This is a genomic window from Glycomyces artemisiae, assembly GCF_003002955.1.
Classification (GTDB): Bacteria; Actinomycetota; Actinomycetes; order Mycobacteriales; family Micromonosporaceae; genus Glycomyces; species Glycomyces artemisiae.
The window spans coordinates 127,008-138,821 of sequence record NZ_PVTJ01000007.1 but is presented as its reverse complement, the minus strand read 5'-3'; the positions used below and the strand labels follow the sequence as shown (position 1 = coordinate 138,821).

Annotated in this window: 11 protein-coding genes; 7 read left to right on the top strand and 4 right to left on the bottom strand. The window is 72.0% G+C overall.

The window, feature by feature from the left end; genetic code table 11:
- Positions 1 to 60: 60 nt before the first annotated feature.
- Positions 61 to 2,529 carry a tetratricopeptide repeat protein gene (locus B0I28_RS18285; RefSeq protein WP_106365282.1) on the bottom strand — a complete coding sequence of 823 codons (2,469 nt, stop codon included), beginning with the start codon at positions 2,527 to 2,529 and terminating at the stop codon, positions 61 to 63.
- A gap of 185 nt (positions 2,530 to 2,714) precedes the next feature.
- Here B0I28_RS18285 and B0I28_RS18280 point away from each other — a divergent pair, with 185 nt between their 5' ends.
- The 4 genes from B0I28_RS18280 to B0I28_RS18265 all read left to right on the top strand — a co-directional run bounded on the left by B0I28_RS18280 (position 2,715) and on the right by B0I28_RS18265 (position 6,269).
- Positions 2,715 to 3,896 carry an NAD(P)/FAD-dependent oxidoreductase gene (locus B0I28_RS18280; protein ID WP_106365281.1) on the top strand — a complete coding sequence of 394 codons (1,182 nt, stop codon included), beginning with the start codon at positions 2,715 to 2,717 and terminating at the stop codon, positions 3,894 to 3,896.
- Entirely contained in the window at positions 3,893 to 4,918 is a 1,026-nt protein-coding gene (locus B0I28_RS18275) for an RNA polymerase sigma-70 factor (RefSeq protein WP_106365280.1), read from the top strand. Before B0I28_RS18280 ends, B0I28_RS18275 begins: the two co-directional genes overlap by 4 nt.
- Positions 4,919 to 5,023: 105 nt before the next feature.
- Positions 5,024 to 5,434: a hypothetical protein gene (locus tag B0I28_RS18270; RefSeq protein ID WP_106365279.1), complete on the top strand. Its 411-nt coding sequence runs from the start codon at positions 5,024 to 5,026 to the stop codon at positions 5,432 to 5,434.
- Positions 5,435 to 5,459: 25 nt separating this feature from the next.
- Positions 5,460 to 6,269, top strand: coding sequence for a hypothetical protein (locus B0I28_RS18265; protein WP_146148155.1), 810 nt, complete (start codon positions 5,460 to 5,462; stop codon positions 6,267 to 6,269).
- Positions 6,270 to 6,500: 231 nt separating this feature from the next.
- Here the strand turns inward: B0I28_RS18265 and B0I28_RS18260 are convergent, their stop codons facing one another.
- Positions 6,501 to 6,941, bottom strand: a complete 441-nt coding sequence (locus B0I28_RS18260; RefSeq protein ID WP_106365277.1) for a hypothetical protein — start codon at positions 6,939 to 6,941, stop codon at positions 6,501 to 6,503.
- A gap of 279 nt (positions 6,942 to 7,220) precedes the next feature.
- Between B0I28_RS18260 and B0I28_RS18255 the strand changes: the two genes are divergently transcribed.
- Positions 7,221 to 9,407 (top strand): NACHT domain-containing protein, encoded by a 2,187-nt coding sequence (locus B0I28_RS18255; protein ID WP_181245848.1) that lies wholly within the window; start codon positions 7,221 to 7,223, stop codon positions 9,405 to 9,407.
- Between the two features lie 40 nt (positions 9,408 to 9,447).
- On the opposite strand, the gene B0I28_RS18250 is transcribed toward B0I28_RS18255, so the two are convergent.
- Positions 9,448 to 9,876: a GNAT family N-acetyltransferase gene (locus B0I28_RS18250; RefSeq protein ID WP_106365275.1), complete on the bottom strand. Its 429-nt coding sequence runs from the start codon at positions 9,874 to 9,876 to the stop codon at positions 9,448 to 9,450.
- A 51-nt stretch (positions 9,877 to 9,927) separates the two neighbouring features.
- The gene (locus B0I28_RS18245; protein ID WP_106365274.1) at positions 9,928 to 10,125 is read right to left on the bottom strand and encodes a hypothetical protein; all 198 of its coding nucleotides are present in this window, start codon (positions 10,123 to 10,125) and stop codon (positions 9,928 to 9,930) included.
- Between the two features lie 236 nt (positions 10,126 to 10,361).
- Between B0I28_RS18245 and B0I28_RS18240 the strand changes: the two genes are divergently transcribed.
- Positions 10,362 to 11,069, top strand: coding sequence for a sigma-70 RNA polymerase sigma factor region 4 domain-containing protein (locus tag B0I28_RS18240; RefSeq protein WP_106365273.1), 708 nt, complete (start codon positions 10,362 to 10,364; stop codon positions 11,067 to 11,069).
- 2 nt (positions 11,070 to 11,071) lie between these two features.
- Positions 11,072 to 11,788, top strand: coding sequence for an RNA polymerase sigma factor (locus B0I28_RS18235; RefSeq protein WP_106365272.1), 717 nt, complete (start codon positions 11,072 to 11,074; stop codon positions 11,786 to 11,788).
- The last annotated feature ends 26 nt before the right edge of the window (positions 11,789 to 11,814 follow it).

Genomic DNA, 11,814 nt, shown 5'->3' with positions numbered 1-11,814 from the left:
GACCGCGCGGTCGACCGTCGGCCCCGAGGCGCGATGGACCGGCGCCCAGGGCATGACCGGTCACTCGGGTGCTTCGAGCTTGGCGCGGACCTCGTCGGCGACGGCGTGGCCGAGCTCCTCGAAGAGCGCGAGCGATTCGCCCCACGCGGCGCGCGCGGCGGCGCGGTCGCCCGCGTCGGCGTGGACGTCGCCGATGCGGTCGAGGGTGCCCGCGGTCTCGAACGGGCGGCCGAGGGCCCGGAACTCGGCGTTGGCGCGGCGGTATTCGGCGATCGCGGCGTCGTGCTCGCCCCCGGCGTGGCGGATGTAGCCGAGGGTGTCGAGGGTGAGCGCGGCCCCGCCGCGGTCGCCGAGCTTCTCGAAGACGGCGAGGGCCTGGAGGCACGGCTCGACGGCCTCGGCGGCGCGGCCGAGATGGGCGAGGTGCCAGCCGATCTCGTTGAGGGCGCGGCCCTGGCCGCCGAGGAAGCCGCGGTCGCGGTCGATGGCGAGGGCCGTTTCGGCGCAGGCGAGCGCGGCCGCGTAGTCGCCGACGTGCTCCTCGATGGCGGCGAGGCTGTGGAGCACGGCCGCCTGGCCCGCGGCGTCGGCGTCGGCGCGGTGGAGGTCGAGCGCGGAGCGGAGATGGGTGCGGGCCTCGTCGACGCGGCCGTCGCGGATCGCCGGGTGGGCGACGAAGCGGTGGCTGCGGGCGATCGCCTCGGTGTCGCCCGCGCGCTGGGAGGCCTCCAGGGAGAGGCGGGCGAGTTCGATCTGGCGGCTCCACTGGCCGCGGTCGCCGAGGACGTTCGCGGCGGTCCAGGCGAACTGCCAGACGTCGGCGTCGAAGCCCGCCTCGGCGGCGTGGGCGGCCCCGGCGAGGAGCCCTTCAAGTTCGTCGTCGATCCACCGCGCCGCGGCGTCGTAGTCGTCGAAGACCTCGGGGGTGACGCCAGGGGCCAAGGGGCGCACGACGATCGGGTCGCGGCCGGGTTCGGCGGCCATGGTGGCGGCGATGCCTCCGGCGCGCCAGTGGTCGAGGCCGCGGCCGACTGCGGCGCGGCGGTCCTCGGCGGTCTCGTGGCGGTCGGCGAGCGCGGCGGCATGCTCGCGGAGGAGGTCGTGGAAGGCGTACCGGCCCCGGTCGTCGACGGCGAGGAGGTTGGCCTGCGCGAGCTCCGACAGGAGCGCGCGGGCGCGGTCGAGGGGTTCGGCGACGACGCTGGCGGCCCACGCGGGCGCGAAGTCCGGGGCGCGGTGGAGGCCGAGGAGGCGGTAGGCGCGCTGCGCGCCGGGGCTGAGGCGGCGGTGGGAGTGGTCGAGGGCGGGGGTGACGGCGGTGGCGGGGTCGTCGGGGCCGGTCGCCAAGGCCCCCAAGGCGAGGTCGGCGGTGTAGTCGGCGAGCGAAGTGCGCCGCGGGTGGTGGTGGGTGAGGTAGTCGGCGGCGGCGATCTGGATGGCGAGGGGGAGGCGGCCGCAGCGGTCGGCGAGCGCCTGGACGTCGGCGTCGGGGACGTCCTTGGTGGCGAGGCGGCCGAGGAGGTCGCGCAGGAGGGCGGTGGCCTCGGTGTCGGCGAGGGCGTCGAGGTCGAGGCGGGCGAGGCCGGGACTGGTGACGTCGAGGCCGGTCAAGCGCCCGCGGCCGGTGACCAGCGCGAGGCAGCCGGGCGCGGCGGGCAGGAGCGGGCGCACCTGGGGCTCGCCGTGGGCGTTGTCGAGCACGAGGAGGACGCGGCGGTCGGCGAGGATCCGCTGGTACAGGGCCGCTTGCGCTTCGGTGTCGGAGGGGAGGCGGCGGGGGTCGACGCCGAGCTGGTAGAGCAGGCGCAGGCGGGCGGTGTCGGCGTCCACGGGAGGCCCGGCGCTGTAGCCGTGCAGGTCGAGGTAGAGGCAGCCGTCGGTGTAGGTGGCGCGGGCGAGCGCCGAGCGGGCCCACTGGACGGCGAGGGCGGTCTTGCCGACGCCGCCGATGCCGGTGACGAGGACCAGTGCGGCGCGGTCGGCGAGGGCGCGGTCGAGGCGGCGGAGGGCGGCCCGGCGGCCGGTGAAGGAGCGGTTGGCGGCGGGCAGGGCGCGGGCGTCCCAGGCGGCGGGGTCGTCGACGTGCAGCGAGGTCCCGGTGAGGCGGCGGCGGACCTCGTCGAGCTGGACGCGCTGGTGGATGCCGAGGCCGAGCGCGGGGTTGGACAGGAGCAGGTCGAACCGGTCGGGTTCGTCGGCGGCGGGCGGGGCGGGGAGGTGCTCGCCCTTGAGCCAGTTGTAGACCGTGCTCATCGAGACGTGCTCAGTGGACGCGGCGAGTTCGCGGACGGTGAGCCCGGAGTCGGCGATGCGGGCGCGCAGCCACGCGCCGAGCTTCACGGGCGTGTCGAGGTGGTCGAACTCGCCGGCGGCGACGGGCGGCCGGTGCCCGGCGGCGGCGAGCCAGGCGCGGACCTGTCCCGCACCGACCCGCAGCTCGCGGGCGACCTCGTCGGCGCTGAGGCGGTGGTGCTCCATGTGCGCGGCGAGCCAGGCCGCGAGCCGGGCGGCGGTGTCGGCAGGGGGCATGCGTCCTCGCTTCCGGTGCTGGCGTTCCAACGTATTCCAATCATGCCTACCCCTCGACCGCGATCGGGGGTTGCATCAGACCACCGGCGGGCCCACCGGGGCCCGGGCCCGCCGCCTCCGAGTGGGACGGAGGTGATGCGCGCCATCCCGTGTCACGCGGCCACGCGCGGCGGTGTCTTGGGGGCATGAACGAACACAGTGCAACCAGGAACGTCGTCGTCATCGGCGGCGGATATGCAGGGACGATCGCCGCGAACCGGCTGCGGGCCAGGGACGACGTGCGCGTCACGCTCGTGAACCCGCGCCCGCAGTTCGTCGAGCGGCTGCGCCTGCACCAGCTCGCGGCGGGCACCGGCGAGGCCGAGATCGACTACGGGACGCTGCTGGGCGAAGGCGTCGAACTCGTCGTCGACAAGGCCGAGCGCATCGACGCCGGCGCCCGCACGGTGCGCCTCGCCTCCGGCGGCACCCTGGACTACGACTACCTCGTCTATGCGGTCGGGAGCACCGGGGCGACGCCCGTCGCGGTGCCCGGCGCGGCCGAGTTCGCGTACGACATCGCCGAGCTCGAACCCGCGCGGCGCCTGCGCGCCGGCCTCGAAGACCTGCCGCTGGACGCGCCGGTCACCGTCGTCGGCGGCGGGCTCACCGGCATCGAGATCGCGGCCGAGCTCGCCGAGCAGGGACGGCGGGTCGCGCTCGTGTGCGGCCGGGCCCTCGCGCCCTACCTGAGCGAGCCGGGGCGCCGCTACGTTGCCAAGTGGCTCAACAAGAACGGTGTGACGGTGATCGAGGGCGACAACGTCGCCGAGGTCCGCGCCGACGCCGTCCGCCTCGCCTCCGGCGCCGAACGCGCGAGTGTGCTGACGATCTGGACGGCCGGATTCGCCGTCCCCGACCTGGCCGCGGCGAGCGGCCTGTCCACGGACGGCCTCGGGCGGCTCCTCACCGACGAGACGCTGACCAGCGTCGACGACGACCGGATCGTCGCCGCCGGGGACTGCGCCGCCCCGTCGGGGCAGGCGCTGCGCATGAGCGGGTACGCGGCCGGGCCGCTCGGCGCGCGGGCCGCCGACACGGTGCTCAGCCGCATCGCCGGGACCGAGCCGGCCGTGATCGACCTCGGGTTCACCGGTGCCTGCGTGAGCCTGGGCCGCCGCGACGGAATCCGGCAGATCGGCCGCAAGGACGACTCCATGACCGGCCTGTTCATCGGCGGCCGCCTGGGCGCGTTCATCAAGGAGGCGACCTGCCGGTTCGTGGTCGCCAAGCGCATCCGCCTCGAAGCGCGCAAGCCTGGCACGATGATCTGGATCAAGGGCGGCCCCCGCGCCCTCGAACCGGTGGCGGAACGGAGCAGGGCATGAACACCGAGGGCACCGGCGGGCACGCCGCCGAGAGCACTGCCGGGCACGCCGTCGAGGGCCATGCCGGGCACGCCGCCGAAGGCACTGCCGGACATGCAGTCGAGGGCATCGCCGGGCACGTCGCGGCGGACGCCGACGAGCACGCCGAGCGCTTCACGGCGCTGCGGCCGCTGCTGTTCACCATCGCGTACGAGATCCTCGGCTCCGCGACCGAAGCCGACGACGTCCTCCAGGACGGCTACCTGCGCTGGTCCCGAGTGGACCTCGCCGAGGTCCGCGACACCAGGTCGTACCTGGCGAAGCTGGTGACCCGGCAGGCGCTCAACGCGCTGCGGGCGAGCAGCCGCCGCCGCGAGGACTACGTGGGGCCCTGGCTGCCGGAGCCGCTGCTGCTCGACGAGCGCGATGCGTCCGCGGACGCGGTGCTGGCCGAATCGGTGTCGATGGCGATGCTCGTGGTCCTCGAAACCCTCACCCCCGACGAACGCGCGGTGTTCGTCCTGCGGGAGGTCTTCGGGTTCGAGCACGGCGAGATCGCCGCGGCGGTCGGGAAGTCCGTGGCGGCGGTGCGCCAGACGGCGCACCGCGCCCGGGCGCACGTGCAGGCCCGTCGGAAGCGCTTCGCGCCCTTGGACACCGAGGCCGAGCGGATCACCGAGCAGTTCATGGCCGCCACGGCCACCGGCGACCTGGACGGGCTGCTCGCGCTGCTCGCCCCGGACGCGGTGTGGACCGCCGACAGCGGCGGCAAGGCCACCGCGGCCCGCAAGCCCGTCGTCGGCGCCGCGAAGGTCGCCGCCGCCGTCCTCGACATCTTCCACAAGCGACGGACGGAGTCGGATCTGCGGATCGAGACCGTCACCTGCAACGGCGCGCCCGCCATCGCCGCCTACATCGAAGGCCGCCTCGAAGGCGTCTTCCTCCTCGTGGTCGCCGCCGGGCGGATCACCGACTTCTACGCGATCCGCAACCCCGACAAGCTCATCGCCATGACCGGCGTCCACCGCATCAGCCGCCGGTGAACCCCGGCCACGCTTCGCAGAACGGAACCACGATGACCCAACACCTCCGCTCGATCCTCCGGTATTCCAACGGATTCCAATCAGCTGATGCGGAACCGAACGTGATTGGAGACGCTGGAAGACCCCACCGGAGAGCAGGCCGACCCGATGACCGACCGCTACACTGCCGACCCCGACGCGATCAGAGACGTGGCCGCCACCGACATGCAGTCCATCGTCGACGATCTCGAACGTGCGCGACTGGAACTGTTCAGCATCGAATCGGACGCCGCCGCCGCGTTCACTGAGGGAAGTATCAACGTGCTCGGCTCCGAGATCGCCTCCTTCGGCCCGTTCCGCGGAGTCGAGAGCCGCTGGCGCGAGTTCACCGAGGTCCTCGCGCAGAGCCTGAGCACCTCCGAAGAACGCGTCCAGGACGCCGCCGAGTCCTTGCTCCGGATCGCCGAGGACTACGAGCGGTTCGACGCACAGTCCGCCGCAGACTTCCACTCCTTCGACTCGACCGACGACCGCTAGAGGAGGCGCGGCTATGCCCGGAGACTTGTCGTTCGTCCAGAACGCCCGCGACGCCTTCCGGCGGCTTGACAGGGAGCTCATGTCCCGCGCGTCGTTCGGCGTGCTCGATGAAGAGGTCGCCGACCTGCTCGGGAGCATCGGCTTCCACAGCGGCTGCATGATCGGGCTCGGCGCGATCTCGACAGGGTCGGCGCCGGTGCGCGACCACATCGTCCGCATCGTCCTCCCCGGACTGGAGCAGTACGAACTCGCCAACTCCCAGAATCCCGTACAAGTCATGCGCGGCAAACTCGAAGACTGGGACGGCCCCGCCGGCAGCGCTTCCTACCGGTTCAAGTGGGAGTACCTTCCGGACCTGGCCCAGTCTCTTGAGTGGACGTTCTCGGCGTTCCAGGCGCTGGCCGGGGCGATGACGGTGATGGAGCTCGTGCTCGAGAAGGCCCGGGAGCAGCATTTGGCGCTGCTGGACGACACCGTCTCGGCCGTCGCCGATGTCGAATCACGCGCCCGGGCCGAGAGCACCAGTGCGCTCACGCAGATCGCCTCGGCCGTCGGCACCGGTTTCGGTGTGGGCACCGTGGTCGGCCCGGTCGCTGGTGCCTTCGCGGGCGTCCTCGCCGGGGTCGGCGCGCTCATCGACGCCGCGTCTTCGGACGCCGTCCGAGGTGAGATTGTCGACATCCTGAAGACCACCGTCGACCGGCTAGAAGGCATCAAGTCCGCGCTCGAATCGGAGGCCCATCAGATCGAGCGGGCGCTCGACGACGCCATGGCCTACCTCTCGGGAGCGAATCTCGGCAAGTTCCTCGCGCCGGAAGTTGCGTTCGCGAACTGAGCCGGCCCTTTCGGACTGCGGTCAGAAGGCGCACATGCCCTCGACATCGCTGACGAGCTTACGGGCATCGCTCGCACCGCCCTCAGCCTCGGCACGCACTGTGAGGTCGGCGGCTTCGAAGACCGTCACGGATTCGCCGCTGGTTCGTTGCGGAGGGAAGCGCAGCCGTGCGCAGCGAACAGCACGGACCCCTGCAGAGGGCGAACTCGCCCGCGGCAGGGGCCCGCGGGGTCAGAATCCGTAGTTCGGGGTGTAGATGTCGGGGCGGTGGGCCGGATCGGCGTACACCTGCACGGATGCGTAGCTCTCGGCCGAGTCGGGGGTCTTCTCGGTGTACGTGTAGTTCTGCCAGGTGCTGCTCGTGGTGGTGAAGACGACGGCGTTGAAGTCGCCCTCCTTGAACCGGACCTTCGCGGAGTATCCGTCGCCGGGCCGGAGATCGCGGAGCTGGCCGTGGTACACGCCGTTGCCGTCGCAGGTGCCGACGACCTGGCGCTCCTGCGCGACGGCGACGCCGCCCTGGTAGTGGGTGATCGTGAATCCGCTGGCCCTGCCTTGGCAGGCGGCCTCGGCCGGTGCGGCGGAGATGAGCAGTGTCCCCAGGAGGGCGACGGCGGATGCGGCAGTCGCGGCCAGCATTCGTGTGAAGAGGACGCTCTTGAAACGTCGCATGTGGATCCTTTCGTGAACGCTCTTGCGGATGAGCGTGCTTGCACACGCCATTCTTCGGCCGCCGAGAGCGGTGCACCAGGCGAGCGGCAGGCAATCCACCGGCAAGGCCACGAGCCTTGCGGGCCGTGTGCGGGCAACGCCTCGTCCGAGGAGTACCGATGTGCGGCAACGAGCCCGAGCGCCCCGGCTTGTCCCAGCCAACGCCGCCGCGAGAGAGCGGCGACGGCGGCACCGGTGCGATAATCGGTGTGCCCGCCTCCCGACCCCTTGGAGGGCTCCTTGCTGCACGCCCTGGTCCGGCTCGGCCCGCTCAACAACTTCCTTGCGTTCATAGTGGCCGCAGTCTCGGCGTACCTGGGTTGGCGTGCCGCGGGCCCGCCGACGTTGACGGTCCTCGCCTGTCTCGCGGCGGTCACGGCGTTCGTGGGATGGGTGCTGTCCCTCCACCAAGAGGGGAAGGCCCGGTCGGCGAGCGCTGACGGCACCGCACGGGACCTGGCGAAGCTCCTGGCCCGCCAGTGGAACACCGCGGCCCGGCAGCGAGGTCTGGCCGACCCTTCGCCGATCCCTGTGGCGTGGAAGGCGACCGCGCGTCCGATCGCGCCTTCCGACGCCGATGTGGCGGGTGCGGCCGCCGCGTCCGGCCCAGCCTGGGAGTCGGGCACCGCCGACGACATCGCCGAGCGGTGGCGCCGCATCCCCTCGGGCCGCCTGGTGATCCTCGGCCCGCCGGGCTCCGGCAAGACCTCGCTCGCGGTCCTCCTGGTGTGCCGCCTCCTCGCCGGTCAGGCGGCGACCGGCGGCCCTGCGACCGGCGGCCCCGTCCCGGTCCTGCTCGACCTCGCGGGCTGGAACGCGCGCGCCGACCGGCTCGACACGTGGATCGCGCGAACGGTGGCCGCCGAATACTTGAAGGGGCACGGCAAGGCCGGTCCCGACCGGGTCGCCGAGCTCATGGAGGAAGGCCGCCTCCTGCCGGTCCTCGACGGCTTCGACGAACTGCCCGCGACGATCAGGTCGCAGGCGTTCGCGGCGCTGAACGACGTGTTCGACGAGCCTTCCGGGGCCTCGCTCCCGCTGGTGCTGACCTCGCGGATCGACGAGTACGAATCGGCGGTGGAGGCGGACGGGCGCCCGCTGGAGCGCGCGGCGGTCGTGGAGATCGCCCCGGTCACCGCCAGGGAAGCGGCCGCCTACCTGCCCGGCGGCGAGATCGCCGCGCGCAACCGGTGGACGCCGGTGACGGAGGCGCTCGCGGCCGATCCGCAAGGGCCGCTTGCGGCCGTGCTGTCGACACCGCTCAACCTCTACCTGGCCCGCACCGCGTACGACGATCCCGCGTCGAATCCCGCCGAACTGCTCGACCAGGCCGACGCCGCGTCGATCGAGCTCCATCTCCTGGGCGCGTACGTCCCGGCCGTCTACGGGCGCAAGCGCAGCGCGCTGGCCGCCATGCGCCTGCGCCCGTATCAGCCGGAGGAGGCCCGGCGGTGGCTGGAACACCTGGCCTCCCATTGCGAGCGCTTCGGCACCAGGGACCTCGCATGGTGGCAGCTGCACCGGTCGGTCGACGCGGTCCACCTGCACCTCGCGGCCCTGGCCGTCGCCGTGGTCGCGACCGTGCTCGTCACGGTCTTGGAACATGTCAGATTCGGGAGGACCGACGGTTTCCCCTACATCACGTTCATGCTGTCCATACTGGTCCTCGTGCCGTCGGCGTCCCTGGTGCTGGCCCTGGCGGAGCGGCGGCCGCTGGCCGATCTGCCGCTGGTCGGGTACGTCCACCTGACCGAGCGTCTCAAGCGGATGAAATCCTGGGCGGCCGTCGCGCACGGCGGTCTCGTCTTCACATTCTGGATGGTGCTCATCGAGTCGTGGGGGCAGATCACGGGAGAGCCGACCGCTTGGGACCTGGGACCGGTGTCCGAGATCGGGGTTGCGGAGCTGCGCCGCTCGTTCGCGAACGGGGGTGCCGCGGCGTCCTTGGCGTCGGTCGCCGTCGCCATCGTGCTCCTGCTCGTGTCAGGGCGGTTCTTCCGCGGTTTCGAGCGGCTGCTCCGGCGGACGGCCCGCGAAGCGCAGGTGGTCGACCAGCATCCGACCCCCGTCCAGATGCTCAAGTCGTTCCACGTGACCGTCCTGGGCTACACGGTGATCGCGAGCGCGATCTGGAGCGCGATCGCACTCGTCGAGCCGACGGTCCCACCGGGCGGCCGAGCGGTCGCCGTGGTCGTGGCCTTCATAGAGATGACGGGCCTGCTCTGGCTGGTCTACGCGCGCATCACCGGGGTGTGGTCGTTCGCGATGGCCTGCGTCGTGCTCGCCGGCAGCGGGCTCGGCCCGCTGCGGCTCATGCGGTTCCTCGACGACGCCGCTCGACGCGGCGTACTCCGGCAATCGGGGCCCGTCTACCAGTTCCGGCACGCCAGGCTCCAGGCGTACCTCGCCGAGCGCGCCTGGGACTGACCGGGGACGGCACGCGAGTGCCGCCCGTGCACCGCAGGCCCTAGTCCAGTTCCAGTGCGAAGTGGAAGGCCCTGATCGTCAACCGCTCCCGCATGTAGAAGCGGTGGGCGTCGAGCCGATGTGTTCCCGAGTCCAGATGGAGTGCGTTGCAGCCGAGTTCACGCGCTCGCCGCTCCAGGTATTCGAGGAGCGCGTGGCCGACTCCGGTCGAGCGCGCCTCGGACAGCGTGACCAGGTCGTCGACGTAGAGCATCCGGAGCCGGTTGGTGTTCGCCACCGTGCGCCAGCCGGCCACCCCCACGCAGCGGCCGTCCGAGTAGGCCGCGGTGAACCGCAGCCCCTGGCCGTGCCCCTCGTCGTACACGGCGAGGAGGTCGTCGACGCTCAGGTTCGGGCGCAGCTCTCGGAGGACGGGCAGCAGTTCGGCCGTGAGCCGGGCGTCACCGGGCTCGATGTCGATGATCTCCACCGGAGGATTGTACGCGGGATCGGCCCTGAACGCGTGCCGTGCGCTGACCGGTCACGGTCTCGTGCGGTCGATGATCCTGTGCAGCAGGATCAGTGAGCTGCTGAAGGCGCCAGCCGCGTACATGACCGACTCCGGGACGGAACCGGTCGCCAGATAGGCGAGACCTCCGGCCAGGGAGCCGGTCATCAAGGCGGCGTGCAAGATGACGAACGCCCGGATTGAGATCAACGCGGTCGACTTGTCCCTCATGAATACCCTCCATGGTCTGCGCAGGTGCGGTGATGAACCGTGCGAACGCTTCTATGCCCCTGCGGGCCGCGCAGCCCACGCCGCGACCTCGCGACGAGGTTCACAGCGAAACTTGCGCTGCGCGCGTGGGATCGGCGCCCGAGGCGGACTTAGAAGGGCCGGCGACGCCGGGAGGCGCCCGGCGGGCCAGGGGGCGCGTCTGTGCGGAACCGCCACGGGTACAGGGAAGGAGAGGGATGCAGGAGGCCGACAGCGGGAACCTCGACCGTCGGCTCGCCGACCTGAAGCTCGTCGAGGGACTCGCCGCCTGCGGCTTCGCCGGGCCGCTGTACGTGGACTTCAGCACCGAGATGGTCCGGTACGGCATGTCCGTCACCGAAGCCTGGCTTTACTCGGGCCGCATCTTCACCCTCCTCAACGAGCGCGGCATCCATCTGAACGTGTCCGCGTGGGAGGCGCAGCGTCTGCGGGACGACCCGGAGGCCATCGGCGACATCTCCGACATCGCCGTGGCGATGGCGTGGCACAAGTTCGACGAGCGGGCGCTGCGCGGCGGCGAGTGGAAGGCCACCGGCGGCGCGACCCTCTCGACGTACTTCATGGGCCGCGTCATCTTCGAGGTCCCCGGCCCGTTCCGGCAGTGGCGCCGTCAGCTCCACAAGTCCGCCGAGCACGACCCGCACGAGGACCAGCTGGGCGACCGGTCCCGACTCGGGCTCGACCCCGCCGTCCAAGCGGCCGATGACTGCGCGATGCACATGGTGCTCGACCTGCTTCCGGAGATCCAGCAGCAGACCATCCTGCTCAAGACCGCCGGCTACGACCACGGCCAGATCGCCGAGGCCCTCTCCCTGCCCTCCGCACGGGCCGTGGAGGGGCACGTCAGGCGTGCCAAGAAGAAGATCCGGGAGTACCTTGACGTGCGAGGGGAGGCACGCGGTTGAACATGGATGAGCGCGAGTACCGCGAACTCCTCGGCAGATCCTCCCTCGGCGGAGACGCCGCGCGGCGGCTGCGCGAGCGCACGCCCCGATCCGATTCCCCAAGCACCGAAGGCAACCTGGCGCTCGCGCCGTACGGCCGCACGGACTACGACCGGTACGCCCGCCTCTACCTCGCCGCGCGAGCCGGGGACGCGAACGCGCAGCGAACGATGATCACGGAGCTCAATGAGCTGCTGTGGCGCGCCGCCCGCCGCAGCGGCCTCGATCGGGAGAGCGCCGCCGACGTGGTGCAGATCGCGTGGCTCCGCCTGTGGCGCTTGGAGAACGAGCTGTACCAGCCGCGCGCGGTGGTGAAGTGGCTGCTGACCACGGTGCGCCGGGAGTCCTGGCGGGTGGCGGGGATCCAGCGACGGGAGATCCCCTCCGACCCGATCGAACTGCCGGAGTCGCCAGTGGAGGGTCCCGGTCCGGCAGAGTATTCGGACCAGGAGCGGGAGGCCGTGCGGCGCGCGTTCCTCGCCCAGCCCGAGCGGTGCCGCAGACTCCTCGCCTTCGTGGCAGCCTTCGACCGGCCCGACTACGACGCCATCGCCGAAGCACTCGGCATGAAGCGCGGCAGCATCGGACCCACGCGCGGACGCTGCCTCGACCGGCTCCGCCGGACCCTCCTCGACGACCCCGCCTGGAACGGAGGCGCCGACTCCGACACCACCGACTGAACTGGGCCCCATTCGTTCCTTGACAG